This is a genomic window from Streptomyces iakyrus (assembly GCF_000717055.1).
Taxonomy (GTDB): Bacteria; Actinomycetota; Actinomycetes; order Streptomycetales; family Streptomycetaceae; genus Streptomyces; species Streptomyces iakyrus.
The window spans coordinates 1-26,813 of record NZ_JNXI01000036.1; the positions used below are offsets into that span (position 1 = coordinate 1).

22 protein-coding genes and 2 pseudogenes are annotated in these 26,813 nt (G+C 70.4%); 11 read left to right on the plus strand and 13 right to left on the minus strand.

All coding sequences use genetic code 11. From position 1 onward, the window contains the following. A pseudogene (locus OO68_RS48080) lies at nt 1-482 on the plus strand (hypothetical protein); the annotation flags it as partial. Between the two features lie 303 nt (nt 483-785). Here the strand turns inward: OO68_RS48080 and OO68_RS38350 are convergent. From OO68_RS38350 to OO68_RS38360, 3 genes are read right to left on the minus strand one after another with little or no spacing between them, the layout of a single operon-like run. Next, nucleotides 786-1,478 (minus strand): CoA-transferase, encoded by a 693-nt coding sequence (locus tag OO68_RS38350; protein WP_051814975.1) that lies wholly within the window; start codon nt 1,476-1,478, stop codon nt 786-788. Further along, nucleotides 1,475-2,170, minus strand: a complete 696-nt coding sequence (locus OO68_RS38355; protein ID WP_033314081.1) for a 3-oxoacid CoA-transferase subunit A — start codon at nt 2,168-2,170, stop codon at nt 1,475-1,477. The genes OO68_RS38350 and OO68_RS38355 overlap by 4 nt, the downstream gene beginning before the upstream one ends. Next, a complete protein-coding gene (locus OO68_RS38360) occupies nt 2,167-3,372 on the minus strand; it encodes a thiolase family protein (RefSeq protein ID WP_033314083.1) in 1,206 nt (401 codons plus the stop codon). The genes OO68_RS38355 and OO68_RS38360 overlap by 4 nt, the downstream gene beginning before the upstream one ends. 71 nt (nt 3,373-3,443) lie before the next feature. On the opposite strand from OO68_RS38360, the gene OO68_RS38365 reads away from it, so the two are divergent. Continuing rightward, complete coding sequence (locus OO68_RS38365) at nt 3,444-4,325, plus strand: LysR substrate-binding domain-containing protein (protein ID WP_033314085.1); 882 nt, start codon at nt 3,444-3,446, stop codon at nt 4,323-4,325. A gap of 50 nt (nt 4,326-4,375) precedes the next feature. Here the strand turns inward: OO68_RS38365 and OO68_RS38370 are convergent, their stop codons facing one another. Next, nucleotides 4,376-4,798, minus strand: coding sequence for a GlcG/HbpS family heme-binding protein (locus OO68_RS38370; RefSeq protein WP_033314087.1), 423 nt, complete (start codon nt 4,796-4,798; stop codon nt 4,376-4,378). A gap of 127 nt (nt 4,799-4,925) precedes the next feature. Beyond that, complete coding sequence (locus OO68_RS38375; protein ID WP_033314088.1) at nt 4,926-5,567, minus strand: TetR/AcrR family transcriptional regulator; 642 nt, start codon at nt 5,565-5,567, stop codon at nt 4,926-4,928. Nucleotides 5,568-5,799: 232 nt separating this feature from the next. On the opposite strand from OO68_RS38375, the gene OO68_RS38380 reads away from it, so the two are divergent. The 7 genes from OO68_RS38380 (at nt 5,800) to OO68_RS38410 (ending at nt 12,945) form a co-directional block, all read left to right on the plus strand. Next, nucleotides 5,800-7,095: a Rieske 2Fe-2S domain-containing protein gene (locus OO68_RS38380; RefSeq protein WP_033314089.1), complete on the plus strand. Its 1,296-nt coding sequence runs from the start codon at nt 5,800-5,802 to the stop codon at nt 7,093-7,095. 9 nt (nt 7,096-7,104) lie between these two features. Next, nucleotides 7,105-8,067: a PDR/VanB family oxidoreductase gene (locus OO68_RS38385; RefSeq protein ID WP_033314090.1), complete on the plus strand. Its 963-nt coding sequence runs from the start codon at nt 7,105-7,107 to the stop codon at nt 8,065-8,067. Beyond that, complete coding sequence (locus OO68_RS38390; RefSeq protein ID WP_033314091.1) at nt 8,064-8,465, plus strand: nuclear transport factor 2 family protein; 402 nt, start codon at nt 8,064-8,066, stop codon at nt 8,463-8,465. Before OO68_RS38385 ends, OO68_RS38390 begins: the two co-directional genes overlap by 4 nt. Before the next feature lie 153 nt (nt 8,466-8,618). Then, complete coding sequence (locus tag OO68_RS38395) at nt 8,619-10,109, plus strand: aldehyde dehydrogenase (RefSeq protein ID WP_033314093.1); 1,491 nt, start codon at nt 8,619-8,621, stop codon at nt 10,107-10,109. A gap of 234 nt (nt 10,110-10,343) precedes the next feature. Continuing rightward, a complete protein-coding gene (locus OO68_RS38400; RefSeq protein WP_033314094.1) occupies nt 10,344-10,940 on the plus strand; it encodes a nuclear transport factor 2 family protein in 597 nt (198 codons plus the stop codon). Next, a complete protein-coding gene (locus OO68_RS38405) occupies nt 10,940-11,995 on the plus strand; it encodes a maleylacetate reductase (protein WP_033314095.1) in 1,056 nt (351 codons plus the stop codon). The genes OO68_RS38400 and OO68_RS38405 overlap by 1 nt, the downstream gene beginning before the upstream one ends. Nucleotides 11,996-12,006: 11 nt before the next feature. Next, on the plus strand, nt 12,007-12,945 hold the full coding sequence (locus OO68_RS38410; protein ID WP_209442664.1) for an intradiol ring-cleavage dioxygenase: 939 nt from the start codon (nt 12,007-12,009) through the stop codon (nt 12,943-12,945). Nucleotides 12,946-13,007: 62 nt separating this feature from the next. Here OO68_RS38410 and OO68_RS38415 read toward each other — a convergent pair whose 3' ends face one another. From OO68_RS38415 to OO68_RS38435, 5 genes and pseudogenes are all read right to left on the minus strand, one after another. Beyond that, nucleotides 13,008-13,556 carry a VOC family protein gene (locus tag OO68_RS38415; RefSeq protein ID WP_033314097.1) on the minus strand — a complete coding sequence of 183 codons (549 nt, stop codon included), beginning with the start codon at nt 13,554-13,556 and terminating at the stop codon, nt 13,008-13,010. A gap of 11 nt (nt 13,557-13,567) precedes the next feature. Beyond that, nucleotides 13,568-14,367: pseudogene (locus OO68_RS48640) on the minus strand (SDR family NAD(P)-dependent oxidoreductase). Beyond that, nucleotides 14,364-16,061, minus strand: coding sequence for a thiamine pyrophosphate-binding protein (locus OO68_RS38425; protein ID WP_033314098.1), 1,698 nt, complete (start codon nt 16,059-16,061; stop codon nt 14,364-14,366). Before OO68_RS38425 ends, OO68_RS48640 begins: the two are co-directional and overlap by 4 nt. 198 nt (nt 16,062-16,259) lie before the next feature. Next, the gene (locus OO68_RS38430) at nt 16,260-17,360 is read right to left on the minus strand and encodes an NAD(P)-dependent alcohol dehydrogenase (protein ID WP_033314099.1); all 1,101 of its coding nucleotides are present in this window, start codon (nt 17,358-17,360) and stop codon (nt 16,260-16,262) included. After that, a complete protein-coding gene (locus OO68_RS38435) occupies nt 17,357-18,547 on the minus strand; it encodes an FAD-dependent monooxygenase (RefSeq protein WP_033314100.1) in 1,191 nt (396 codons plus the stop codon). Before OO68_RS38435 ends, OO68_RS38430 begins: the two co-directional genes overlap by 4 nt. 103 nt (nt 18,548-18,650) lie before the next feature. Here OO68_RS38435 and OO68_RS38440 point away from each other — a divergent pair, with 103 nt between their 5' ends. Continuing rightward, the gene (locus OO68_RS38440) at nt 18,651-19,430 is read left to right on the plus strand and encodes an IclR family transcriptional regulator (RefSeq protein WP_033314101.1); all 780 of its coding nucleotides are present in this window, start codon (nt 18,651-18,653) and stop codon (nt 19,428-19,430) included. A 28-nt stretch (nt 19,431-19,458) separates the two neighbouring features. On the opposite strand, the gene OO68_RS38445 is transcribed toward OO68_RS38440, so the two are convergent. Then, nucleotides 19,459-19,878 carry a nuclear transport factor 2 family protein gene (locus OO68_RS38445; RefSeq protein WP_033314102.1) on the minus strand — a complete coding sequence of 140 codons (420 nt, stop codon included), beginning with the start codon at nt 19,876-19,878 and terminating at the stop codon, nt 19,459-19,461. Nucleotides 19,879-20,036: 158 nt separating this feature from the next. Continuing rightward, on the minus strand, nt 20,037-21,746 hold the full coding sequence (locus OO68_RS38450; RefSeq protein WP_063739368.1) for an MFS transporter: 1,710 nt from the start codon (nt 21,744-21,746) through the stop codon (nt 20,037-20,039). A gap of 373 nt (nt 21,747-22,119) precedes the next feature. On the opposite strand from OO68_RS38450, the gene OO68_RS38455 reads away from it, so the two are divergent. Then, the gene (locus OO68_RS38455; RefSeq protein WP_033314104.1) at nt 22,120-22,866 is read left to right on the plus strand and encodes an SDR family NAD(P)-dependent oxidoreductase; all 747 of its coding nucleotides are present in this window, start codon (nt 22,120-22,122) and stop codon (nt 22,864-22,866) included. 255 nt (nt 22,867-23,121) lie between these two features. On the opposite strand, the gene OO68_RS38460 is transcribed toward OO68_RS38455, so the two are convergent. Further along, nucleotides 23,122-26,793, minus strand: coding sequence for a family 78 glycoside hydrolase catalytic domain (locus tag OO68_RS38460; RefSeq protein ID WP_245237386.1), 3,672 nt, complete (start codon nt 26,791-26,793; stop codon nt 23,122-23,124). Nucleotides 26,794-26,813 lie beyond the last annotated feature (20 nt).

Genomic DNA, 26,813 nt, shown 5'->3' on the forward strand with positions numbered 1-26,813 from the left:
CGAAGCACCCCAGGAAGCGCCTGCCCCCTTCTCAGAAAACCTCCAACACCCCAGCTCACACTCCACCCACCACACCAACTACGAACCCCGGAATCACACTCGCCGACGCCCTCGACCAGCTCATGCGCCGAACCCAGACCAGCACCGCCACCGCAGGCGAGCAACGCCTGATCAAGGAGGCGAAGGACGCGGTCGCCATGGGCGTCGCCCCGGTCTCCGACGCGATGCCCGCCCAGCTCAGGGCGGCCGTGGTGGAGGGCAGCCACACCGCCTTCATGAACGGCGTCCACACCGCCGTCCTGGTCACCGGCATCCTCGCCCTCGTGGGCGCCGCCCTCTCGGCGTTCGGCCTCCGAGGCCGGACGGACGGGAACGACAAAAACCTGCCGAGCCCGGCCGCGCCCGCCACAGACACTTCGCCCGTTCCGGCGGCGACCGCGGGTGCCGCTGCCGCCGTCCGGCCCTTCCATCCGAGCGAGTGACAGACACCGGGCCAGATACCCCAGGGGTGGAAGGGTAGCCAGCCTGGTGGTGAAGAAATCTGGATCCGGTGGTCGGTGACGGTAGGGAACGGCCCGCCTCCGCTGGTCCGGGATTCACTGCAAGTGGCTGGTCCTGACAGGCCGTCGTCGGCGTCCGACGCTGCGGATGCGACCCTCCGAAACCGCACCGGCCCGGAACCCCGGGCCGGTGCGGCCGCTTCCGCTGACTCGTCGGGGAGAGAGGGTTCGCGGACCGTTTGTGCGGCCACGCGACCAGTAGTGCGGGAGCGGGCGGCCTGTGTCTTAAGGCTGTTGGTGAATCCCACCGGTGCCCTGAGCCGGCGGGATGCCCAGTCGCTGGGCGAGTTCGTGGGCGTCGATGCCGTACGTCTCCCGGATCCGTACGCCCTCGGGGCCGAGGCCGAAGACGCCGTGGTCGGTGTAGACGCGGCTGACGCAGCCGACTCCGGTGAGCGGGTAGGTGCAGCGGGGGACGAGCTTCGGCTCTCCGGAGCGGGTGAAGAGCGTCATCATCACGTAGACGTCCTTGGCGCCGATGGCCAGGTCCATGGCGCCGCCCACGGCGGGGATGTCGTCCGGCTTCCCGGTGGTCCAGTTGGCGAGGTCGCCGTCGAAGGCGACCTGGTACGCCCCGAGGACGCAGACGTCGAGGTGGCCGCCGCGCATCATCGCGAAGCTGTCGGCGTGGTGGAAGTACGCCGCTCCCGGCAGCTCTGTCACCGGGACCTTGCCGGCGTTGGTCAAGTCGGGGTCGATCGCGTTGCCCTCGGCCTTGGGACCCATGTTGAGCATGCCGTTCTCGGTGTGCAGCACCACCCCGGAGTCGGCCGGCAGATGGTCGGCAATCTTGGTGGGCTGCCCGATGCCGAGGTTGACGAAGGAACCGGCCGGGACGTCGCGGGCGATGACGGCGGCCAGCTCGTCCATGGAGAGCCGGTGGTCGGCGGACGCCTGGGCGCTTGAGGTCGTGGTCATCGTGCCCCCTGCACGGTGTAGTGGCGGGCCGTCACCTGGACGATCCGGTCGACGTAGATGGACGGGGTGACGACGGCCTCGGGGTCCAGCTTGCCGGCCTCGACGACCTGCTCGACCTGGACGATGGTCGTCGTCGCGGCCGTGGCCATGACGGGGCCGAAGTTGCGGGCGGTCTTGCGGTAGACGAGGTTGCCCAGGGTGTCCGCGACATGGGCGCCGATCAGCGCGTAGTCGCCCTTGATCGGGTATTCCAGCAGGTAGGTGCGGCCGTCGATCTCGCGGACCTCCTTGCCCTCGGCCAGCGGTGTGCCGACCGCCGTCGGGCAGTAGAACGCGCCGATGCCGGCCCCGGCCGCCCGCATCCGCTCGGCGAGGTTGCCCTGCGGGACCACCTCCAGCTCGATCTTCCCGGCGCGGTACAGGTCGTCGAAGACCCAGGAGTCGGCCTGGCGCGGAAAGGAGCACAACACCTTGCGCACCCGACCGGCGGCGAGCAGCGCGGCCAGTCCCACGTCGCCGTTGCCCGCGTTGTTCGACACGATGGTGAGGTCCTTGGCGCCCTGCCGGATGAGCGCGTCGATCAGATCGAACGGCATCCCCGCCAGGCCGAACCCGCCGACCAGGACGGTGGAGCCGTCCTCGATCCCCGCGACCGCGGCATCGGCGCTCTCGACGATCTCCGCACGGCTCATCGGGACGCCTCCGTGGTCTCGCAGTTCTCCAGTACGACGGCCAGCCCCTGGCCCACGCCGATACAGATCGCGGCGACGCCGTAGCGCTGCCGCGTCTCGCGCAGCACCTTGGCCAGCGTGCCGAGGACGCGACCGCCCGAGGCGCCCAGCGGGTGACCGATCGCGATGGCGCCGCCCTTCTGGTTGACCAGGTTGGGGTCGATCTTCCACGCGTCGACGCAGGCGAGCGACTGCACGGCGAAAGCCTCGTTGAGCTCGACCGCGCCCACCTGGTCCCAGCCGATCCCGGCCCGGGCCAACGCCCGGTTCGCCGCCTCCACGGGGGCGTAGCCGAAGGCCTGCGGCTCCAGCGCCATCACACCGCGGCCGGCGATACGGGCGATCGGGTCGGCCCCGATCGTGGCGGCGGCCCCCTCGCTGCCCAACAACACAGCGGAGGCACCGTCGTTGAGCGGGCTGGCGTTGCCCGCGGTGATGGTGCCGCCCTGCTCCGGCGTGCGGAACACCGGCTTCAGCCCGGCGAGCACCTCCGGCGTGGATCCGGGGCGGATGCCCTCGTCGCGGGTCAGGTCGGCTCCCTCGACCGGCGCCACCAGGTCGTCGTAGAAGCCCGACTCCCAGGCGGCGTGGGCGAGTTGGTGGGAGCGGGCGGCGAACTCGTCCTGCCGCTCCCGGGAGATCCCGAAGCGTTCGCGGAGCTGCTCGTTGGCCTCGCCGAGGCTGACCGTCCACTCCTTCGGCATCCTCGGGTTGACCAGCCGCCAGCCGAGCGTGGTCGAGACAGCGGTGACGTCGCCCGCCGGGAACGGCTTCGCCGGCTTTGGCAGCACCCAGGGCGCCCGCGTCATCGATTCCACACCGCCGGTGAGCACCACCTCGGCATCGCCGGACTCGATGGTGCGGCTGGCGGTCATCGCCGCGTCGAGGCTGGAGCCGCATAGGCGGTTCACCGTGGTGCCGGGCACGCTCACCGGGAGGCCGGCGAGCAGCGCCGCCATGCGGCCGACGTTGCGGTTCTCCTCCCCGGCGCCGTTGGCGTTGCCCCACACCACGTCACGGATCGCGGCGGGATCGAGACCGGGCACCCTGGCGAGCGTGGAGGTGATCGCGGCGGCGGCGAGGTCGTCCGGGCGGACGCCGGCCAGCGCGCCGTTGAAGCGGCCGAAGGGCGTCCGGGTCGCGGCATAGAGGAATGCGCTCATGGCAGCGACGCTAGTTCCGGGGAGCGATATTCTGAAGTACGTATATCTTGGCTGATTGATATGGACGGTATATGGATCTTCGGCACCTGCGGTACTTCGTGGCGGTGGCCGAGGAGCGGCATTTCGGCCGGGCCGCCGAGCGGCTGCACATGGCCCAGCCGCCGCTGTCCCAGCAGATCCGCCAGCTGGAGACGGAGCTCGGCGTCGAGCTGCTGCACCGCACAACCCGGCGCGTCGACCTGACCGAGGCGGGCCGCGCCTACCTGGAACGGGCTCGCGGGATCCTGGCCGAGGTCGACGAGGCCGCTCACCACGCACGGCTCGTCGCGGCCGGCTCGGTGGGCCACCTCGCGATCGGCTGCGTGGGCTCGGCGACCTACAGCCTCCTGCCCGCGCTCTCCCGACGGCTCACGGAGGAACTGCCCGGCGTAGACTTCTCCTTCCGCGGCGAGATGCTCGCACCCGACCAGGTCGAGGCACTGCGCACCGGCACGATCGACGTCGCCCTGCTGCGCCCGCCCGCGGCCGACCTCTCCCTCACCGTGCACACCCTGCGCCGCGACCGTCTCGTGGTCACCGTGCCGGTCGACCACCCGCTCGCCCGCCGCAAACGGCTGCGGATCACGGACCTCGCCGGCGCCGACCTGATCGTCCACTCCGCCGACCGCCGTTCCGTGATGTACGACGTCGTCCTGGGCCTGCTGCGCGACGCCGGCCTCGAGCCGCGCATCCGCCATGAAGTGGGCGAGACCTCGACCCTGATCACGCTCGTGGCCGGCGGTCTCGGTGTCGCGGTCGTACCCGAGCCCGTGACCGCACTGGCACTCGATGGTGTCGCCTACCTGCCCCTGGCCGGGGCCGACGCGCGCGTGGAACTGGCCGTGGCCCACCGCGCCGACCGCACCGAGCCGCACCTGGACCGCACGGTGGGGATCATCCGGGCGATGTTCTGAGACGTCTGCCCCGGGCCGGACACAGCCGGCCCGGCGAGCAGGAGCAAGGCCTACGCGACGGTCTTCGCGACGGCGTCGCGGCCCTGCTGCGCGATGCGGTCGTCCGTGGTGTCGTCGGCGCCGCCCACGCCGATGGCGCCGATGACCTCTCCGTCGGCCGTCACGATCGGCACGCCGCCGGCGACCGGCAGAAGGTTGGCGTCGACCAGGTGGGGAGGTGCCACCTGCATCTGCGGGGAGGCGGCGAAGGCCGCGAACTTGGCCGTCGGGACGCCGCTCACGGCCGAGGTGTACGCCTTGCGTCGCGCGGTCTCCACGCCGAGAAGGCCGACGCCGTCGTCGCTGAGCAGGACCTTGGTGACGCCGCTTCGGTTGACCACGACCGCGCACACCCTGTGTCCCTCGGCCCTTCCCGCTTCCAGAGCGGCGAGTGCGGCGCCGTGGGCGATCTCGTAGCTGAGCGGCTCTCGCATGGAGCGGCCCCTTCCCTTGTCGACTCAACGGTCAACCGGCTGTTTCTGTGGGTCGGGCCGGTGTGCCGCCGCCAGATGCGAACATGAAGATAGAATCACATTCGCATCTGGAGATCCACCGCCGGGTTCAGCGCGGCGACGTGCCGAGCAGGTACAGGCAGACGGCGTCGACCAGTTCGTCGGTGAGCTGACGCCATGTCAGCGGCCGTTCGGACTCGAAGCGTTCGCCGTGCAGGACGCGGTTCATGCAGGCCGCGTACACCAGGCGGAAGGCGACGTCCAGGCGCAGCTCAGGCTCCGGCGCGTCGATCATCGGCGCGACCGGTTCCAGGAATCGCTTGAAGACATGGCCGGCGTCGATGCTGGCCGCGGATCCCACCTGGGCCACCGCGGGATCGGTGGTGCCCGCGGTGATGAAGACGCGCATCAGACGTTCGTGCGCCTCGAAGGTCTCGGTGAGACCGGCGACCGCCGAGGCGACCATCGTGGCCGGATCGGTGCGCAGCGGAGCGAAGCGGCGGATGATGTCGGCGCGGAACTCGTCGATCATGGCGTGTTGCAGCCCCGCGATCAGGCGGTCCTTGCCGCCGAAGCGCCGGTAGACACTGCCCACGGAGACGCCGGCCCGGGCGGCGACGGCCGCGATGGTGAGCGCTTCGGTGCCGCCCTCCTGGAGGAGGGCGGTTCCCGCGTCCAGGATCCGCTGCTGGGTCCGCCGACTGCGCGCCTGCTGTGCCGGCGGCAGATCGAGCGACGGTTCGGTAGTCACCCGACCACCGTATACGGGGGCCGGCATCCGCTCCGGCAGCCCCGCGACCCGTGGTCAGGTCACCTGCCAGGACGGAACGGGAACTGCCTCTTGACGCTTCACGAAGAAGAATGCGAATGTGAATCTACTTATCAGTTTGAGGGTCGCACAGGACGGTGCCCTCGCAGGCGATCCCCCCACAGCCCTGCACGGGCCACCGGCTGTGTCCCCGAGCCGCACGGGAGACAGCACGATGACCACCACCTCAGAGCTCGACACCGGCACGGGCTACGGCCGCCCGAAGCCCTCCTACAACGCCCGCCTGCGTGAGGTCGGGCCCGGTACGCCCATGGGCGAGGCGCTGCGCCGCTACTGGCACCCCGTCGCCAGCTCCGAGACGCTCGTCGCCGGCGCCCTGCCGCAGAAGACCCGGGTACTGGGCGAGGACCTCGTCGTCTTCCGCGACGGACAGGGCAACCCCGGTGTCGTGATCGAGCGCTGCACCCACCGCGGTGCCAGCCTCTTCTACGGCCGCGTCGAGGACGACGGCATCCGCTGCTGCTACCACGGCTGGAAGTTCGACGTTCAGGGCCGCTGCATCGAGCAGGCCTGCGAGCCCGCCCTGGGGCGCAGGCGCGACGCCGCCCGCCAGCCCTGGTACCCCGTCGCCGAGCGCTACGGCCTGGTCTTCGTCTACATGGGCCCGCCCGAGCTCAAGCCCGAACTCCCCCGCTACGACGCGCTGGAGAACCCCGCCGAGGACGAACGGTACTTCGCGAGCTGGCCGGTCCCGCACGCGGCGGTCCTCGGCATGCCGGCGGACTTCAGCTGGCTCAACATCTACGAGAACTCCGCCGACCCGACCCACGTCACCTGGCTCCACTCCACGCACAGCGGCTACCAGATGCTGGGCACCGGGACCTTCGGCTACCCCGAGAACTTCTTCGACCCGGCCACCATCGCCGAGCGTCTGACGTACGAGCGCACCGACCACGGCGTGAAGTACACCCAGCGCTTCGAGGTCGAGGGCGAGGACGGAGAGGTCACCGAGTACTGCTTCGCCGTCGAGCAGCACCTGCCCAACGTCTTCGGACTGCCGGACTACGTGAAGGTGACCCCCGACGCACGGCCTGACCAGCTGCTGTGGGTCGTGCCCTCCGACGACACCAGCCACCGGCTGTTCTTCTCCATCCGCAGCAACGACCCCGAGCGCATGGTCCGCTTCGTCATCGGCATCACGCAGAACGGCAAGCAGAACCACGAACTGACCGACGAGGAGCGCCAGCTCTTCCCCGGTGACACCGAGGCCCAGGGCTCGCAGGGCGCGATCACCCTCGACTCTGAGGAGACCCTGGCCACCGGCGACCGCGGCGTCGTCATGCTGCGCCGCATGCTGCTCACCATGGCCGACGACGTCGAGGCCGGGCGCGACCCGATCAACATCATCCGCGACGCGTCCGAGGTCCATCACACCCAGTCCGGTCTCTTCACCATCGGCAAACGACCGGCGGGTGACAGCACCGAAGCCACTGCCACTGCCGGAAACTGAGCGAGCACCATGAACAACGACTGGCTCGACACCATCGTGGCCGCCCGGCACGACGCGACGGCCCGGATCGTGGTACTCGATCTGGTCAGTCCCGACGGCGCCGGCCTACCGGAGTTCGCCGCCGGCGCCCATGTCGACGTACTCGTGGACGACACCGCCGGACTGGTCCGCCAGTACTCCCTGTGCGGGCCGCCGCACGATCTCGCCCGATACCGGCTGGCCGTGCTGGCCGAGACGGCGTCACGCGGCGGCTCGCTGGGACTGCACCGGCTCCGCGAGGGCGACCGGCTGCGGATCTCGCGTCCGCGCAACAGGTTCGGCGTCTCGGACCAGGCACATCGCCATCTGCTGGTGGCCGGCGGCATCGGCGTCACCCCCCTGCTGGCCATGGCGCACGCGCTCCAAGCCGTCGGCGCCGAGTACGAGTTGCACTACTGCGCCCGCAGCCGCGCGGACGCGGCCTTCCTGGACGAGTTGGAACGCGACCCCCGCGTCCGGCTCCACTTCGACGACGGACCGGACGACCAGCGGTTCAGCATCGCCTCCGACCTCGGCCCGTCCTCCCCCGACACGGCGATCTACGTCTGCGGCCCCGGAGGCTTCATGGACTTCGTGATCTCCTCCGCGCGGGAAGCGGGATGGCCCGCCGCAGCGATCCACAAGGAGCGCTTCGCACCCGTGCAGGACGCCGAAGCGCACACGGCCGGCGGGACCTTCACCGTGCGGCTCGCCAAGTCCGGGGGCGAGTACGAGATCAAGGAGGGCGAGAGCGTCCTCGACGTCCTGCTCGCGGGCGGCGTCGACGCCCCCTACTCCTGCCAGCAGGGCATCTGCGGCGAGTGCATCGTGCGCGTCCTCGCCGGAGAGCCCGACCACCGCGACGACATCCTCACCGACCGGGAACGCGCCGACGGCATGTTCACCACGTGCTCGTCCCGGGCACTCTCACCGACTCTGGAGCTGGACCTGTGACCACGTCCACCGTGTCCCCCACGACCATCGAAGCGATCGAACAGGCGGAAGCCGCATGGCTCGTCGCTCTCGTCGAGGGCGAGAGGGCGATGACTTCCCTCATGCTCGACGACAGCCACGTCGTCCACGGTCCGGTCGGGAAGATCGACGGCCCGAAGACCTTCGCCCACTTCGCCTCGACCCGCCGCCGCACCGTCTTCGCCAAGGCCGAGGGTCTCGCCGTCACGGTGCGCGGCAACACCGCGATCACCACGTGCCTCCAGGAGATGCACATCGTCTTCGACGAGAACCTCCCGCCCTTCCCGGTCCAGGAGGCCGTGACACGTGTGTGGGAGGAGACCGCCGAGGGCTGGCGTCTGGCGCACATGCACCAGGCCAAGCGCATGCCGCCGGCCTGACACCCGGACAGCCGGCGGCCGTGTCCTCACATCGCTGTCCGATGAACGGACAAACGGGTTCATGGCGGGGCGTCGGCCGAAGAGAGTTCGACATGCAGGGTTCCCGCGGCGATCGACGACGATCGCCGCTGTTGTGGAGGCGAGGCAACAACCATGTCAGCTACTGAGATCGAGGCACCCACGTCCGGCGCGGTCCGGACCAGCGACCTCCTCATCGCGGGCGAGCACGTCGCGGCCAGGGACGGCCGCTACTTCGAGAACGTCGAGGCCCTGACCGGTGAACCGATCGCACGGGTCGCGGCTGCCTCAGCCGAGGACGTCAACCTCGCGGTGGACGCCGCGGCGGCGGCGCTGCCCGAGTGGTCGGGCCTCGCGCCGACCGCACGGCGGGCGATACTGGAACGCGCGGCCGTGCTGCTCGGTGAGCGCACCGACGACATCGTCGCCACGATGAGCCGCGAGATGGGCGCCACCCTCCCGTGGTGCGGCTTCAATGTGCACGTCGCCCAGGGCATGCTCACCGAGGCAGCCGCCCAGGCCTACGCGGCCGTCGGCGAGGTCATCCCCTCGGACGTGCCCGGCCTCACCGCCCTCGCCGTGCGCCAGCCGGTCGGCGTCGTGGTGGGCATCGCGCCCTGGAACGCGCCGCTGATCCTCGGTGTGCGCGCCATTGTGTGGCCGCTGGTGTGGGGCAACACCGTGGTGCTGAAGTCGTCCGAGCAGACCCCGCTCACCCAGGCAGCCATCGTCCAGGTCCTGCACGACGCCGGCGTGCCCGCCGGAGCGGTCAACCTCATCAGCAACGCCCCCGAGGACGGCCCGGCCGTCGTCGAGGCCCTGATCGCCCACCCGGCCGTGACCCGCGTCAACTTCACCGGCTCCAGCAGGGTCGGCCGCATCATCGGCGAACTCGGCGGCCGCCACCTGACCCGCGTCGTCCTCGAACTCGGCGGCAAGGCACCCTTCGTGGTCCTCCCTGACGCGGACCTGGAGGAGGCCGCCGCGGCAGCGAGCTTCGGCGCCTTCATGAACCAGGGCGAGATCTGCATGTCCACCGAGCGGGTCATCGTCGACCGGACCGTTGCCGACGAACTCTCTTCCCGCCTCGCCGAGCGCGCCGCCAAGCTGGTCGTCGGCCCCCCGAGCGACCCCGCCTCGCAGATCGGCCCGCTGGTCCACGCGGGCGCCCGTGACCATGTGGTGGCGCTGATCGAGGACGCCCGTGCCAAGGGCGCGCAGGTCCTGACCGGCGGCACCCACGACGGCCTGTTCGTGCAGCCCACCGTGCTGCGCGGTGTCACGCCGGACATGCGCATCTACACCGAGGAGACCTTCGGACCGGTCGTCTCGATCATCGAGGTCGACTCCACCGACGAGGCCGTCGCCGTCGCCAACGACACCGAGTACGGCCTGTCCGCCGCAGTCTTCGGCAAGGACGCCGCCGCAGCGCTGGACGTGGCCCGCCGCATCAGGTCCGGCATCTGCCACATCAACGGCGCCACCGTGCACGACGAACCCCAGATGCCCTTCGGCGGCGTCGGCGCCAGCGGCTGGGGCCGCTTCGGCTCCCGCGCCGCACTGGAGGAGTTCACCGAACTGCGGTGGATCACCCTCCAGTCCGGATCCCGCCACTACCCCATCTGACGATGCGACGAGGCCGTAGGGCGCACGTGACTCGGCGTGTGCCCCGCCGCCCGCGGCCCCTCCTCCCCCGCCTGTGGTTTTTCGCCGCGGCGTTCAGCCCGGCGGTGGGCACGGCAAGGCTCGCGGACGCCCGGGAGACGCAAGCCTCCAGACAGCTCGACCGGAAGTGGGAGGAGTTCTTCCGGACTCCCTGACGAAACCCTCGTGCCCTTCGCCCCTTCCAAGGAGTCAACGATGTCGCAGAGCGACAACGACCGTCACGAGATCCGGCAGCTCGTCGAGAACTGGGCGCTGTGGCGCGACGCCGGGGACTGGGACCGCTTCGCCACCCTCTGGCACCCGCGCGGCGGCTGGATGAGCGCCACCTGGTTCCAGGGCAGCGCCACCGACTTCATCAAAGCCAGCCGTGAGGGCTTCGAGAAGGGCGTCAGCATCCTCCACTTCCTCGGCGGCCACACCGCGGACATCGTCGGCGACCGGGCCGTCGCCCAGACGAAGATGACCATCAACCAGCGTGCGAGCATCGACGGCGTCGAGGTCGACGTCGTCTGCACCGGCCGCTTCTACGACTTCCTCGCCCGCCACGAGGGGCGCTGGACTCTCGTGCGCCGGCAGCCGGTCTACGAGAAGGACCGGCTCGACGTCGTCGATCCCGCCAGCTCGCTCACGCTGGACCCTCACCTCCTGAACCGGTTCCCGACCGGTTACCGGCACCTGGCCTATCTGCAGACCAAGGCGGGTTTCACAGTGAAACAGGGCCTCCCCGGCCTCACCGGCACAGCAGTCGAACAGCTCTACGCGGAAGGCAAGCAATGGCTGACACAAGCCTGATGCGGTTCACCCACCAGACCCTCCCCCAACGGGTGGTGTTCGCGGCGGGTGGATCCCCTGCCGCCGTGGCTGCGGAGGTCGAAGCACTCGGCGGTACCAAGGTCATGCTGATCGCGTCGGACCGGGAGAAGGAACTGGCCGACCCGATCGACAAGGAGATCCCGGTCGTCCTGCGTCACGAGGAGGTCGTGATGCACGTACCGGTCGAGGTCGCGGAGCGAGCCCGTCGGGCCGCGGCCGACGCGGGCGCGGACATCCTGGTCAGTGTCGGGGGCGGCTCGACCACGGGCCTGGCCAAGGCCGTGGCGCTGACCACCGGGCTACCGATCGTCGCGGTCCCCACCACCTACGCGGGCTCCGAGGCGACCAACGTGTGGGGCCTGACGGAAGGTGAGACCAAGACCACCGGTGTGGACGACAGGGTGCTGCCCGCGTCGGTCGTCTACGACGCCGCCCTGCTCACCACGCTGCCCGGCGGGATGACCGTGGCCAGCGGCCTGAACGCGATGGCGCACTGCGTGGACTCGATGTGGGGCCCGCGGGCCGATCCGATCGACCGAGCGCTGGCCCAGGAGGGCATCCGCGCACTGGCGACAGGCCTGCCGACGGTGGCCGGCGATTCGACGAGCGTCCAGGGCATCGAGCAGACGCTGTACGGCGCCTACCTCGCCGCCGTTTCCTTCGCCTCCGCCGGCTCCGGCATGCACCACAAGATCTGCCACGTCCTCGGCGGCATGTTCAACCTCCCCCACGCCCAGACCCACGCGGTCGTCCTGCCCCACGTACTGGCCTTCAACGCCCCGCACGCCCCCGAGGCCGAGGCCCGCGTCGCCCGCGCCTTCGGCACCGACACGGCGAACGCCGGCCTGGCCGCCCTGCGCGAGGCTCTGGACGCGCCGCGAGCACTGCGCGACTACGGCATGCCCGAGGACGGCATCGCCAAGGCGCTGGGTCCGATCATCAAGGCGATCCCTGCCAACAACCCCACCCCCGTCACCTACGCGAGCCTGACCCTGCTGCTGCAAGCGGCGTGGGCCGGCGAACCTGTCAGCTGAAAGAGGCCGCCATGGCTACCTACGTCAACCCCGCCTCGGCCCGAAGCGACGACGCCGGCACGATCCACCGCGAGGTGCCGCCGGAGCAACAGGCGGTCGAGCAGCGGCTCGTGGACAACGTCATCGCCTCCTTCGACGCCTGCGACGACGCACGGCTGAAGGAAGTCATGGTCTCGCTGGTCAGGCACCTGCACTCCTTCATCCGCGAGGTGCGGCTGACCGAGGAGGAGTGGGGGGCGGCGATCGACTTCCTCACCCGGGCCGGCCACATCACCGACGACGTCCGCCAGGAGTTCATCCTGCTCTCCGACACCCTCGGCGCGAGCATGCAGACCATCAACGTCAACAACCGGGCCTACCAGGGCGCCACCGAGGCGACCGTCTTCGGACCGTTCTTCGTCGAGGACGCCCCCCGCATCGACCTCGGCCAGGACATGGCCTTCGGCGCCCCCGGCGAGCCCTGCTGGGTCGAGGGCACCGTCACCGACACCGACGGCCGCCCGCTCGCCGGTGCTCGGATCGAGGTCTGGGAGGCCGACGAGGACGGGCTCTACGACGTGCAGTACGACGCCGGCAAACGCGCCGGCCGCGCGCACCTGTTCACCGCAGCCGACGGCACCTACCGCTTCTGGGGCCTCACGCCGACGCCTTACCCCATCCCCAACGACGGGCCCGTCGGCCAGATGCTCGACGCGGTGGGCCGCTCGCCGCTGCGCGCGGCCCACCTGCACTTCATGGTCTCCCACGAGGGCGCGAGGACCCTGGTGACGCACATCTTCCCCGAGGGTGACCCGATCGGCCGCAAGGACACCGTCTTCGGCGTCAAGGACTCGCTGATCAAACGGTTCGAGCAGCAGCCCGTCGGCACACCGACACCCGACGGCCGTGTCGTCGACGGCACGTGGAGCCAGGTGCGCTTCGACATCGTCCTCGCACCCACAGGCGTGTGACCCCGACACCTGGTGGAGGGGCGGTCCGGCCGGACCGCCCCTCCACTGTGATGACCGAATGATCAGTCCGGCAGCAACTCCGCGAAGTCGCGTACCGGTCGCGACCCGTCCCAGTCCACCGATGCCCGCCAGACAGCGGTGAACATCTGCCGGGTGATCTCGTTGTCCTGAACCAGCTCGATCATCTCCGGGGCGTCTTCGCCGCCGTCCAGGAAGAAGACCTCGCCCCCAGGGGCCACATCGTGGAAACGCACCACCGCCCCGCTCGCCTCGCGGCGTTCGACCTCCGCCCTGACGTCCGGCACGACCTTGGCGACATGGTGGAAGCCGTAGCCGTGGCGTTCGCGGGCGTCCTTGTAGATGGACGGCTCGTCGTCCAGGGTCTGGATCAGCTCGATCATCATGTGCCCCGAGAAGGCGAGTGCCAGGGTGAACTCGGCTCTGCCCGGCACGCCACGGTAGGTGGAGCCCTCGCCGCCGATCCTGTGGTTCACGAACCAGGGGCCGACGCCGAGGTGTTCGGTCCACCAGCGCATTCCGGCGGTGAGGTCGGGGACGGCGTACGCGAATTGGATGACGGCGTCGGTCGGCTGGCTGAAGGCGAACTCCACAGTGGTTCTCCTCATCTGACCGGAGGACGGATGAAGCTGGTGAGGCCGCCGTCCACCACGAGGGCCGCACCGGTGATGTAGCCGGCCTCGGCCGACGCCAGGAAGAGCACGGCGTCGGCGAGTTCGTCCGGTTCGCCCTCGCGCAGCATAGGCGTGCTGAGCCTGATCCTCTCCCGGAAGGCGTCCGCTCCCCCGGGCGCCAGGCCCGTCGTACGGGAGGCGATGTCGGTGTTCATACCGGCCGGGATGACGATGTTGACGCGGATACCGTCGGCGACGACCTCGGCGGCGAGAATCCGCGTCAGGTGCTCCAGCGCGGCCTTGCCGGCTCCGTACGCGCGGTTCCCGCGCTGGCCCTGCGGCCGGCCGCCGAGCCGCAGAAGACGACGGCCCCGCCAGGTGCGAGCAGGGGCCGGAGAGCTTGCATGAGGAAGAACGAGCCCTTGACGTTGGTGTCGAACACCCGGTCCCAGGTGGCCTCGTCTATGTCGTCGAGGCGCTTCATGCCCGCGTGTCCCGCGTTGATGTAGGCGGCGTCCACACGGTCGACCTGTGCGGCGACCTCGCTGATCGCGGCCTTGATGCCGGCCACCGAGGACAGGTCGGCCGCGACGGTGACCGTGCCGTCGCCGATCAGCTCAGCTGCGATCTTCAGCTGGTCGGGGTCGCGCGCGATGATGACCACGCGTGCGCCCTCACGTGCGAAGGCCTGTGCGGCTGCCAGGCCCAGTCCTCTGCTGCCGCCGGTGACGAGGCAGGTCTTGCCGAGGAAGCGCCGGCGCCGGTCCGCGACGGGCAGCTCGCGGTTCATGCGTCGACCTCGATGCCGCCGAAGGGGGCTCCGCCGTTCAGGACGCGCTCCTCGGGAGGAATGGGGGCGAGGCTGACTCGTACGTCGATGCACGTCGGCCGGCGGGCCGCGAGGGCGGCCTCGATCGCCGGGCGCAGTTGGTCGAGCTCGGTGACGTCGACGCCGTCGGCGCCGAGGGATCGTGCCACGCCGCTGTAGGAGCCGTTCTCCAGGCGGTTGTTGGTGACGCGGTCGTCGCCGAAGAGGAACTGCTGGGTGTGCAGGGTGGCGCCCCAGGCCCGGTTGTTGAGGACGATGACGACGACCGGGAGTCCCGCGCGGACGAGGGAGTCGAACTCGGCCAGGCTGTAGCCGACGGCGCCGTCGCCGGTGACGAGGATCGTCGCCTTGTCGGGACGCGCGTACTGCGCGCCCAGCGCCACGCCGAAGTTGCTGCCCATCGAGCTGAGGTAGCCGTGGCCGAGGTAGTGGGCCAGCGGCGCGAGCGCGATCGTCTCGGAGAGCCACAGCTCGGTCAGTGCGCCGTCGACGACCACGGTGGCCTGGTCAGGGACGCTCTCGGCGATCGTACGCACAGCGAGGTAGGGATGGATCGCGGCGTCCTGGTGCTGCTCCGTCTCGGCGGCGAGCGCGGACCGCCGAGTGGCGGAGATGTCGCGCAGGGCCGCCAGCCAGTCGTCGCGGCCCGCGGGCACGGCGGTGTCACCCAGGCGCTCGTTCAGCAGGGCGACCGTGCCGACCGGGTCGGCCTGGACGCCGAGTTCGACATCCTGCAGACGCCCCAGCTCACGGCCATCGGGATCGATCTGGAAGATCCGCGCACTCTTCGGCAGCAGTCGGCCCGTGCCGAACTGGGTGGTCATCCCGAAGCGCAGCCCGAGCATCAGGACCAGGTCGGGCCGCTCGTCCTCGACGGCGGTGGCCAGGGTCTGCACCAGGCCGACGTGCTGCCCGGAACCGACGATCGCCCCGAGACCCTCCCAGTCGGAGAAGAGTGGCACGCCGGTACGGGCGGCGAACTCGTGCAACTGTGCCCGTGCCTCGGCGGTGCCGAAGGACTTGCCGACCAGCGCGACCGGCCGCCGGGCGGTGCCCAGCGCGTCAAGGATGCGGTCGACGGCACCGGCCGGGGATACGCCGGTGCCGTCGACCTGGTTGCGGTAGTCGTCGACCTCGTCGACGTCCACCGACTGGCGCAGGACGTCCCAAGGAATGTCCAGGAGCACCGGCCCCCTGGGCTCCGACCGGGCGATCCGAATCGCCTGGGCGACCAGACGCGGGATCAGGTCGGTACGGGTGACGCGGTGCGCGAACTTGGTCACCGGGGCCGCCATGGCGACCTGGTCGAACCCGGCCTGCTGGTCGTTGACCTGGTCCGTCTCCAGAGGACCTGAGCCCGCGATGTACAGCACGGGGGTGCGGTCCAGGTGGGCGTTGGCGATCGAGGTCAGGACGTTGGTGAAGCCGCCGCCGGCCGTGACGACGGCGACCCCCAGATCCCCGGTGACCCGTGCGTAGCCCTCGGCCGCGTGGCCGGCGTTCATCTCGTGACGCACGTCGACGACCCGCAGCTTGGCGTCCAGGGCGTCCTGGAGGATGCCGTCGATGTGCGCTCCGGGCAGGCCGAAGGCCACGTCGACCCCGGCTCGCTGCAGGGCTCGTACGACGAGTGCACTACCGGTTGCGGTTGCCATGCGATGGTCCGCCTCTCTGGACGTACTCGGGGTTTCGACAAGGGGGCGCTGAGGCCGGGCCGTGTCTCGGGCCGCCCGTGCCGCAGTCTGGGTGGGGTCGTGGGGGACGGCAATGGCTGTGTTCGTTGAACGGCCTGTGCCTCAATGCGGCCTCGCCCGGTCGTGACCCCGCCGGCCGGGCTGCTCGGGGAAGCGGTGTCAGGTTTCCGGCATTCTGAGCACGGCCTTGATCACTCGTCCGGAACCGGTCTCGGTCCACGCATGGGCGAAGTCGTTGAACTCGAACTCCTCGATCATCCGGTCGAAGGGGAACCGGCCAGCCCGCCAGTACTCGACGAGCTGGGGGATCAGGACGTGGGGGTTGGCCGAGCCTCCAATGATCCCCTGGAGCCTGCGGCCCCCGGCGAGGAGGAAGCCGGTGTCCGGGACCCATTCGCCCGCGGGCGCCACCACGCAGCCGAGGGTGCCTTCGACAGCGAGGCACCTCGTCGCGGTCGCGTAGACGGACGGCACGTCGGTGGTGACGTACGCGAAGTCGAAGCCGTCGGGGTCGATGTCCCGCAGCGCCTGTTCGGCTCCGGCGCCCCCGAGCACGGTATCGGTCGCGCCCAGTTCCCGGGCGAGGTCGAGCCGGGGCGGGTTGATGTCGACGGCGACGATGTGCCGGGCACCGGCGAGACGGGCCGCCATGACGGCCGCGAGCCCCACGCCTCCGGTGCCGAACACCGCGATCGACTGTCCCGGGCGCAGCTGGAACGCCTCCAGGACCGAGCCCGCCCCCGTGATGACACCGCAGCCGAGCGGCCCCATCAGGTGCAGCGGGATGTCCTTCGGCAGCAGGACCGCGCTGCGTGCGGGCGCCAGCGCGTAGGTCGCGAAGGAGGACTGCCCGAAGAACATGGCCGCGATCCGGTCACCGGCCTGGGTGAGCGGTGAGCTGCCGTCGAGCCGCGCACCGCCGAAGGCCACCCGCATCGCCTCCCGGCAGTAGGTGGGCCGGGCGTCGAGGCAGCGGGGGCACACACCGCAGGAGTTGCCCGAGAGCACGACGTGGTCACCGGGCACCAGGCGGGTCACCCCGGCTCCGACCGCCTCCACGACGCCCGCGCCCTCGTGCCCGAGCACGATCGGGCGGGGAACGGGCAGCCCGCGGCCGGCGTGCGCGTTGATGTCGGTGTGGCAGATGCCGGTCGCCGTGATGCGCACCAGGACCTCGTCCGGCCGGGGTTCACCGAGGTCGGCCTGCTCCAGCCGGGGGACGGTGCCGCTCTCGCGGGAGACCGCTGCGGTGATCTTCATGAGACGGCGGCCTGCGGGTCGTACTCGTAGATCCAGCCGTTCTCCCTGAGCGGGTCGGCCTGCGCGTACTGCAGGTCGCGTGCCTGCTGCTCGGGGCCGTCGGGGAGGTGGTTGATGTGGGACCTGCCGTGCGACACCTCCTGGAGGCGGGCCGTGCGGCGCCGGCGCAGTTCCTCGTAGCGGCTCAGCGCGGCGATCGGGTGGTCCGGGTCGGCCGCGAGGCACAGGGCGAGGACGGCGCCGTCCTCGATCGCCTGGGCGGCGCCCTGGGCGAAGAACGGGAACATCGGGTGGGCCGCGTCGCCCAGCAGGGTCGCGTTGCCGCGGTTCCAGTGGTCGAGGGGTTCACGGTCGAGCAGCGCCCAGCGCCCCGGTGTCTCGGCCGACTCGATCAGTTCCACCAGGCGGGGGTCCCAGCCGGCGAACTCGTCGAGCAGTTCGGGGACCGTCGCGGTGGCCGTCCAGGACTCCACGCTGTCGGCGCCGGCCGGTGCGAAGGCGACGAGGTTGACGTAGTCCTCGCCGGAGACCGGGTAGTGCACGAGGTGGTGGTCGGGCCCGATCCAGAGGGTCTGGGCCCGCCGCCTGGCGAAGTCGGGGGCCTTGTGCGCGGGCACGAGGGCCCGGAAGGCGCAGATGCCGGACTCCCGCGCCTGGGTCGGGCCGACGATGGCGCCGCGCACGCGGGAGTGGACGCCGTCGGCGCCGATGAGGATGTCGGGGCGGACCGTGTCGCCGTCCTCGAAGCGCAGAACTGCCCGGTCGTCCTCGAACTCGACCGCCACGCAGCGTTTGCCGAGGTGGATCGAGTGCTCGGGGACGGCTGAGCGCAGGGCGTCCAGCAGGTCGGCGCGGTGGGCGGTGTAGGTGTGCTCGCCGTAGAGGCGGATGCACCCCTCCTGAAGGTTCTCCGCGGACAGGACCTGGCCGTTCTCCCAGCGCCGGAACTCCCAGCCGGTCTCCAATCGGACGGCGCGCTTGATGAACCGGTCCAGGACGCCGAGGCGGCGTATCAGGCGGGCGGCGTTGGGTGCGATCACCAGTCCGGCGCCGACCTCGGTCAGGGCGGACGCCTGTTCGTAGACGTCACTGTCGAAGCCCTTCTCGCGCAGGAACGCGGCGGCTGCAAGGCCTCCGATGCCGCCACCGAGGATGGCGATCCTGGGGCTGTGTTCTGTGCTCATCATGCTCCTAGCGTTCGGCACGCTGACCATTGGAGGAATCACTTCATCCGTTCAACGGACAGGGAAGGTAGGGTGACCGGGGTCAGGAACTAGGTAGGAGAGGCCCATGCCCCGCGCGAACGAGCCCGGACGGACCGTCAGTTCCCGGCTGTGGGATCTGCTGTTCGCCTTCGACCCGGACCACACCGAGCTGAGCCTCGCCGATCTGGTCAGGCGTACCGGCATCCCGCACGCCACCGCGCGGCGGCTCACGCTCGAACTCGTGGAGGCCGGCGCGCTGGAGCGCACCGGCGACAACCGGTTCGCGATCGGCCTGCGGCTGTGGCGTCTGGGCACGCTCGCCCCGCGCGCCGAGACCCTGCGCAGCGCCGCCCAGCCGTTCGTGGAGGACCTGTACACGGCTCTGCGCCAGCATGTGCAGCTGGCCGTGCTCCAGGGCGACCAGGCCGTGATCATCGAACGGCTCTCGGCGGTCAACGCCGTCGGACTCACCTCGCAGGTCGGCGGCCATCTGCCCCTGCACTGCTCGGGTGTCGGCAAGGTGCTGCTGAGCCACAACAGTCCGGAGTTCATCGACGAGGTACTGGCAGGCAGGCTGCGGCGCTTCACTCCGAAGACGATCGTGGACCCGGCCGAACTGCGGCGCGAACTGGCGTCCTGCCGCTCGACCGGAACGGTGGTCGTCAAGGAGGAGCTGAGCGAGGGGGCCGAGTCGGTCGCGACCCGGATCGTCGACGGCACCGGCAGGGTCGTCGCGGCCCTGTCCGTCGTGGTGGCCGCCGGCTCGATCAAACTGCAGGCGGCCGTGCCCTCGCTGGTCGCGAGCGGACTGGGGCTGTCGAGGAGTCTCGGCTGGCGGCCGGGCATCCCCATTCGCACGTCATGACCGCGCGCGCGGCAGGGCAACCGACGCGTCATAGCGCCGGCTGCCGCCGGGAGAGCTGCATGTGGCCGAGCCGCCATCCCTCCCCGGTCGCGAACCACACCCGGGTGGCCACCGCCTGCACCAGGAACGGCGGCAGGTCGGGCACGCGCCGGATGCGCATCTTCTGAAAGCAGGTCACGACGGCCCGCCCCTCTCGCTCCTGGCACGTCACCTCACTGGTCTCGGCCTCGACGGTCGCTCCCATCGACGCGTTGTGGGCGAGGAAGCGCTCGCGGTCGTGGACATGGCCGACCGGCCCGTGCACGATCACGCAGTCGGGAAGCATCAGCGCGCGCTGCTCCTGGTCTCCCTGCGTGAGCGCGGCGAGCCACGCCGCCTCCGCCCGGGCGACCTCGTCCGGGATGCGGATGTCGTCCTTGCTGCTCGGTGCTGGCTGTGTGGTGGTCATGGTCCGGCTCCTGTGCGAGTGGGTTGTTGGTCGTTGTGCGTGGTACGCCGTGGCCCGCCACGGTGGCTGCCCCCGGGAAGGAGCGGTGTCGCGGCGGGCGATCCGGCTGTCCTGTCCGGCCTGCTGCCCGTGTCCGGTGCCCGCAGGTTCGTCGGGGGTCAGTCGTCGAGGGTGTGCGGGTCGTCGTCGAGATGAGTCGCGCCTATACCACCGCGCGCACCGACGAGGGTGAGTGCCGCCGCCACGAGAGCCGCTGTGCCGCCGAGCGTGTATGCGATGGAGTAGCTGCTGCTCAGGGCGTCGAAAGCGACGTCCTTGAGCGGGTTGAAGGGCATGACCTGACCATCCGGCAGCGGGATGGTGGCGGGCACCGAGTTGGCCCCGAGCGGGCCCGATTCCACGGCGTGAACCGCCGCCTCGAGCTGCGGTTTCTGATCCGCGGGAGCGTTGGCCGCAGATGCCTGGAAAGCCTCGTAGGCGTTCCTCAGGCCGGTGTCGCCGGCCAGTTCGCGGGCGATCTCCTTGGCCGCATGCCCCAGCGCGACGGCGCCGACGATCGCCGGGGCGAGGGCGAACCCGAGGTCCCGGAACATGCTGGTGACACCGCTCGCCATGCCGGCCAGACGGTTGGGCAATGTGTTGACCGCGACCGCGCTGATGGAAGCGATGGCCAGTGCCGAGCCGACGCCGACGAAGACCAGCGGCACGACGATGGCGCCCAGGCCGCGTTCACTGGCCGGAACACCGGCGAACCAGAGCCCGCCGGCACCCACCAGAAGCATGGCGACGAAGAGAACCCACCGGGGGTTGTAGCGCTCCAGCAGCTTGGAGGTGAGGGGCAGCAGCACCAGGCCGATGCCGCCGAAGAAGAGGTAGGCGACGGAACTGCGCAGCGGGCTGAGTCCCTGGATGGTGGTGAGCCGGATACTGGTGGAGTACATGATCGCCAGGAAGGCGAACATGCCGATCAGGGTGACCACCGAGTTCATCGCGAACGCCCGGTTCTTGAACACACTCAGCAGCAGCAGCGGCTCGGCCACACGGCTCTCGGTGAAGACGAACAGCGCGAGGAAGACGGCCGCGGCGATGAACGCGGTGACGATCTCCACGCTCCCCCAGCCACTCTCCGGGCCCTGGATGACGGCGTACATCAGAGCGAACAGGCCCAGCGCGGCAGTGATCTGCCCCGGCCAGTCGATGGAGCGCCCCTCGGGTGAGGCGGAGTTCTGGGCCACGGCCAGCGACAGGATCACGCTCGCGGCGGCGATGACGAGGACGCCGACGAAGGCCCAGCGCCAGTTCGCGTTCCCGGCCCAGCCGCTGTCGATCTTGGCGGCCACCCCTGCCAGCAGAGGTCCGAGGAAGCCGCCGACCGAGAGCGCGGTGGCCCAGATCGCCACGCCACGGGCGCGGGCGGCCGTGGTGTGCGTGCCGGCCGCCACCATGGCGAGGCTGGTCGGGAAGATGGCCGCAGCGCCGATACCGCTGAGGAGTTGGGCCAGGATCAGCAACGTCACCCGGGCGTCGGTCGAGGATCCCCCACCGGGGACCAGGATCGCGAGAGCCGAGCCCACGGCGATGAGGGCGGCACCCCCGGCGAGCAGGCGCTTACGCCCGAACAGGTCACCGAACACACCGAAGCCCAGCCCCAGCGCGGCCACGGGAAGCATGAACGCCTCGACGATCCACGTCAGCTGGGCCGAGGACGGCGCGAGATCCTGTTGGATCAGCCCGGTGATGAGCGAGGGTACGGACAAGGCTATCTGCGCGAGGCACACCGCGAGCACCACCGCGGCCAGAGTGCCGGGCCTCAGGATGTATCTGCCACCCTCGTCGCTTGCCTCACTGGGCGAATCGATCTGGACCATGAATGACTCCTTGCGCGCGGCGCGCTGCTGTGGGAACCGGCGTTCGGCACCGGACCTTGCTGGGATGCGCCTGTCCGGCCATGCGGAGGCACCGCCGCCGAACCATCCCGGGGGCCTGCGCGGACCCGCTCCGCGTGGCTCTGTGACCAACCCTGATTCAGGTCGCCCGGCGCGGTGAGGGACCGGCCGAGCAGCGACAAGGTAGGAAGTGACCCCCGTCACGCTCAATGGACATGTCCATCAGATGAACAGAGCGCGCCTCGGCGGCAGCCTCGATGCGCACCATTCAGGAGAGACGCCCTACCGGGACAGGTCGTCGTACGTGGTGTGCGCCGCCCCGGTTACTTTCGAGCGCCGACAGGAGAACCGAGTCATGGCTGGAAGACTGACCGGCAAGACAGCCGTCGTGACGGGGGGCAGCACCGGCATAGGGCAGGAGATCGCCCGCAGGCTCGCGGCGGAGGGAGCGGACATCGCGGTCGCGGACATCGATCCGGCCGACGAGACAAGGGAACTCGTGGCGGAAACCGGGCGGCGATTCCTCAGCGACAAGGTCGACATCTCCGCTGAGGAGGCGATCCACGGATTCGCCGCGCGCGTGCGAAGCGAACTCGGCGCCGTCGACATCCTGGTGAACAACGCGGCCGTCGTTCTCCTGGCGGACTTCGAGCACGTGACCCTGGACGAGTGGCGTCGCACCTTCACCGTCAACGTGGACGGCGCCTTCCTTGCTTCCAAAGCGTTCCTGCCGGATCTGAAGGCGTCCGGCTCGGGACGCATCGTCAACATCACCTCGTCGAGCTACTGGACCGCTCCGCCGCCCTTCGTGTCCTACATATCCGCCAAGGGCGCCCTGAACGGATTCACCTCTGTCCTGGCCGCCAACCTCGCCGCTCACGGCATCACCGTCAACGGCGTCGCGGCGGGCCTGGTCCGCACCGCCGCGGCCGTTCAGAACACGAGCGAGGCCTTCTTCGAGCAGGCCGTGCAGAGCCAGGACATCAAGCGGGTGCAGATGCCGGCCGACGTCTCCGGCGTCGTGGCGTTCCTCGCCTGCGACGACGCCTCGTTCATCACGGGGCAGCTCATCGTCGCGGACGGCGGCAGCACGCGCCGCTGAACGGACAAGCAACGCCCGCATGGTCCCAGTCGGGGCCCTGTCACGCTCGGTCCAACCGACCTGGACACGTGCCTGGGACGCGGCGTCGAGGAGTTCGAACCGATGCGGTGGAGGGGGCGTGGGCCGCCCGTGCCGCGTGAGCGAGGCACGGGTCGATGCGTGAGATCACCGAGTCCGGCAGAACCGGCTTCTCGCGCCGCTGCTCCCGGATGTACGGCTGCCGTTTGTCCGGCAGCCGCACTCCCCCCGGCCCCGTCAGCCGGCGTTGAACCGGTAGGACCCGGCCGAAGCCCGGTAGACCTTGTAGGCGGCCCCACCCGCCGTGTCGTCCCGGACGAAGCCGACACCCTGCGGCGCGTCCACCGGCTTGCCCTGCGTGGGCACCCAGATCTCGGCCTTCGTGTTGTACGGGACGGTGACCTCGAGCTCGATCCTGCCGTCCGCGCGCCGCTCCCATTGCGAGGCCACCTTGCCGCGGACCGTGTCGATCGACGCGCTCACGCGGTCGAGGGTCTTCGGCGACAGGTCGGTGTCCTGCGTGTCCTTGGGGACGCGGCTGTTGACCGCCGCCGAAGGCACGTACGGGCGGATCCTGAGGGACTCGTAGGCGATGTCCGTCGGACGGATGCCGGCCAGGCTCTGGTAGAACCACGTCGCCACGGTCGAGCGGTAGTGGTGGTTGACCGAGAGCCGCTCGCCCCACTGCTCCCACAGCGAGGTCGCGCCGCGGGCGATCTGGTCCACGTAACCGGGTGCACCGGTCTGCGTGACGGCCTTCAGGGCGATGTCGGTGTAGCCGTGGTCGCTGAGGAGGTTGAACTCGTAGCGCGAGCCGTACATGTCGTTCTGGATGTGGTGGTCCGCTGCGACGATCCGGTCGGCGAGCAGCTTGACGAGAGCCTTCTTGTTCTCCGCGACAGTCTTCGTGCCCGCGAGGTAGCGCGGATCGGAGGGCTTCAGGTCCGAGCCGGGTACCAGGTCGAACGCGATGGCCAGGGTGTTCTCGCTGGAGATGCTGCCCTGGGTGAAGTGGCCCTTGTCTGCGTCCCAGTAGTTCTCGATGAACGCCTTGCGCAGGGTGCGCGCCAACCGGGTGTAGTGCGCGGCGCGTTCGGTGCGGCCGATGCGGCGGCCGACCTCGTCCATGTAGTCGCAGAAGTGGATGTAGTAGGCGAGGCTGATGACCGCGTTACTGCCCGGGTTCTCGGCGCCCGAGTAGGCGCCGAGGGAGGCCTCGAAGATGTAGTGGTTCTCGGGGGTGAAGAGCGTCTCGTAGTACTTGAGGAGCCTGTCCTGGTGCTCGTAGAGCTCGGCGAACAGGCTGCCGTTGCCGTAGTACGTGTACAGCTCGCGCGGCATCACGAAGTACGCGGCGTCCCACGCGGGGACCGCCTTCCATGCCTTGTCCCAGCCGGGCGTCTGGTCGTAGCCGTAACCGCCCTTGGGCATGGGGACGACCATGGGCAGCTGGCCGCTGGAGATCTGGTTGTCGGGGAAGTGCCGCAGGTAGGTGGTGAACACGCCGTTCACGTCCCAGGTCAGCGACTGCGACTCGGAGCTGGCCATGGCATCGCCGGTCCAGCCGTTCTTCTCACGGGACGGGGTGTCGGTGGGCTTTTGCACCAGGTTGTTCTGCTCGGCCCATTCGAGGTTCCGCTGCAGCCGGTTGAGCAGGGCGTTGTCCGTGGCGAAGGTGCCGGTGCGGGCGAAGCCGGTGCGGGCGACGGCGACCGTGAGCAGTTCGGCGTCGCGGTCCAGGTCGGGTGCGCGCCCCAGGACGGCTTCGAGGTTGCTCACTTCCAGGTAGCGGAAGCCGAAGTGGCTGAACTGCTGCTCCCAGCGCTGCGTGGCGCGCCGGCCGACGGTGTAGTAGTGCGTCTGCAGGTTCGCGTCGTGCTGGAAGTTCTCCTCCTCGACCGACAGCGGGGAGCCTGATGCCCGGTTGCCGCCGCGCAGGCGCAGGGTGAGCCCCTCCTTGTCCGGGCCGACTCCGGTCAGGGACAGGCGTACCAGCCCGGTCATGATCTGGCCGTAGTCGAGGACCCAGACGCCGGAGCCGGGCACGGTCTCGGTGAGGGTGACCGGGCGCAGCGTCCGGTTGACCAGGACGGGCTCGGCCTCGTGCGCGCGTACGACGGCGGGCGTGAAGCCCTCGGGGATCTTGGTGGCCGGCAGCACGCCGTGGTACTTCGGCGCTGGGCCGGCGCAACTGCCGGGCGGGATCAAGGCGGTGGCCGGCCGCCAGTCACGGCCGGTGCGGTAGTCCACCGAGCGCCAGTCGCCGAGCCGGTCGGCCCGCCGTGCGTCGTACTTCTCGCCCGAGTACACGGAGTCGAAGGTGGTCGGCCCGTCCGTGCACAGCCAGTCCGTGTCCGTGACGAGAGTGGTGGCGTGGCCGTCGGTGTAAGTGACGACGAGCTTGGCGCGCAGGCGGGGCTGGCCGGCGTACGGGGCGAGCTGCCAGAACCATTCCTGGGGCGTGGTCACTCCGTACCAGCCGCGGCCGAGCTCGGCGGCCAGGACGTTCTTCCCGCCGGCCCGCAGCCGCGCGGTGACGTCGAAGGTGTCGTAGAGGACGGTGCGGTCGTACGTGCTGTGGTCGGTGAGCAGCCGGGGCACGTTCGTGCCCTCGCGGTCCGCCGACTTGCCGTCGACGGTGAGCGGGGCGCCGTTCACCGTGAGGGTCACATTGCCGGCTGCGCTCAGGTGCAGGCGAGCCTTGGCGATCTCGCGGCCCTGGGGGAGGGCGAACGAACGGCGCAGCAGCGGCGCCGGGTTGGCGATCGGCAGGACGTTGTTGCGGGCCGGGATGAAGGGGTTCTTGGGCGGGAAGGTCAGACCGTCGAGGGTGGCGATTCCGGCCTCGAAGGGGTTGGCGCCGGTGGTGAGGTCGACGGCGAAGTCAGGTGCTCCGGTACCGGTCACATGGACGCTGCGGACGACGGCGGAGGTGCCGCCGGCGAAGCCGAAGCTGCCGTGCCGGCGGATCTGGTCGCCGGTCAGGGTGCGGCTGTCGACCTCTACGTCGTTGACGGTGGTCGTCACGGTCAGACCTCGCACCGCCACGACCACCGTGTGGTCGCGCGTGTTCCAGGTGTCCTTGGTCAGCCCCGTTGCGGCCGGGAGGGGGACCGTGGCGACCGGGACGGTGCGGGTGCCGTCGGTGGTGGGGTTGGTCTCGCTCTGCGGGTCGTAGCGGTTGACGCCCCAGTCGGGCTCGGACGTCCCGTCGTCCACCCAGGTGTTGCCGGCCCAGTGGCGGGTCTGCATGGCCAGCTGCATGTCGTCGCCGGTGCGCCGGATGGTCCAGTTGAGGCCCTCGCTCCAGGTCTTGCCGACGGCCTCGGCGCGCAGCAGCAGCGACAGACCGCCCGCCGGGTCGGCGCCGCCGCGGAAGACGACGACCGCCTCAAAGTCCTCCCAGTCGTGGTCCTGGGCCACCCGGCCGCCGATCCAGCGTGCGCCGGACCAGTCCTTCTCCCCGTTCAGCAGGCCCGTCTCCCACCGCGCAGGAGCGCTCCACGGGCCGCGCGCGCCGCTCTCGTCCCAGGTGCGCACCTGCCAGAAGTACGTGCGCTCCGAGTGGAGTTCGGGGCCGGTGTACGGGGCTTCGGTGCTCAGCGAGCCGGTCACCCTGCCGCTGGTCCAGACGTCGGATCCGCCCGGACGTGTGCCCACCCTGATCTCGTACGCGCTCTGCCGCTTCACCGGGGGTATCCAGCTGAACGCCGGTGCCGTCTGGGTACCGAGGGGCTGGGTCCGGGAGTTGACCTGGAGAGCCGTGGGCGCGAGTCCGCCTGACCGAGGAGCGGGCCCGCTCAGCGCCAGGGCGCTCGGCGCGGCGGTGAGCGGGAGAGCGGCGCCGACCGCCGTCATGACAGCGAGCACGCGTCGGCGGCTCGGCGCGCTTCTGTTGTCCTCGGCCACGTGATCAGGTCCTTTCGCTC

Coding starts and splice junctions, on each gene's coding strand:
- OO68_RS38350 (WP_051814975.1), bottom strand. CDS start 1,478: ATGACCACGACCTCAAGCGCCCAGGCGTCCGCCGACCACCGGCTCTCC.
- OO68_RS38355 (WP_033314081.1), bottom strand. CDS start 2,170: ATGAGCCGTGCGGAGATCGTCGAGAGCGCCGATGCCGCGGTCGCGGGG.
- OO68_RS38360 (WP_033314083.1), bottom strand. CDS start 3,372: ATGAGCGCATTCCTCTATGCCGCGACCCGGACGCCCTTCGGCCGCTTC.
- OO68_RS38365 (WP_033314085.1), top strand. CDS start 3,444: ATGGATCTTCGGCACCTGCGGTACTTCGTGGCGGTGGCCGAGGAGCGG.
- OO68_RS38370 (WP_033314087.1), bottom strand. CDS start 4,798: ATGCGAGAGCCGCTCAGCTACGAGATCGCCCACGGCGCCGCACTCGCC.
- OO68_RS38380 (WP_033314089.1), top strand. CDS start 5,800: ATGACCACCACCTCAGAGCTCGACACCGGCACGGGCTACGGCCGCCCG.
- OO68_RS38385 (WP_033314090.1), top strand. CDS start 7,105: ATGAACAACGACTGGCTCGACACCATCGTGGCCGCCCGGCACGACGCG.
- OO68_RS38395 (WP_033314093.1), top strand. CDS start 8,619: ATGTCAGCTACTGAGATCGAGGCACCCACGTCCGGCGCGGTCCGGACC.
- OO68_RS38400 (WP_033314094.1), top strand. CDS start 10,344: ATGTCGCAGAGCGACAACGACCGTCACGAGATCCGGCAGCTCGTCGAG.
- OO68_RS38405 (WP_033314095.1), top strand. CDS start 10,940: ATGCGGTTCACCCACCAGACCCTCCCCCAACGGGTGGTGTTCGCGGCG.
- OO68_RS38410 (WP_209442664.1), top strand. CDS start 12,007: ATGGCTACCTACGTCAACCCCGCCTCGGCCCGAAGCGACGACGCCGGC.
- OO68_RS38425 (WP_033314098.1), bottom strand. CDS start 16,061: ATGGCAACCGCAACCGGTAGTGCACTCGTCGTACGAGCCCTGCAGCGA.
- OO68_RS38430 (WP_033314099.1), bottom strand. CDS start 17,360: ATGAAGATCACCGCAGCGGTCTCCCGCGAGAGCGGCACCGTCCCCCGG.
- OO68_RS38435 (WP_033314100.1), bottom strand. CDS start 18,547: ATGATGAGCACAGAACACAGCCCCAGGATCGCCATCCTCGGTGGCGGC.
- OO68_RS38440 (WP_033314101.1), top strand. CDS start 18,651: ATGCCCCGCGCGAACGAGCCCGGACGGACCGTCAGTTCCCGGCTGTGG.
- OO68_RS38445 (WP_033314102.1), bottom strand. CDS start 19,878: ATGACCACCACACAGCCAGCACCGAGCAGCAAGGACGACATCCGCATC.
- OO68_RS38450 (WP_063739368.1), bottom strand. CDS start 21,746: ATGGTCCAGATCGATTCGCCCAGTGAGGCAAGCGACGAGGGTGGCAGA.
- OO68_RS38455 (WP_033314104.1), top strand. CDS start 22,120: ATGGCTGGAAGACTGACCGGCAAGACAGCCGTCGTGACGGGGGGCAGC.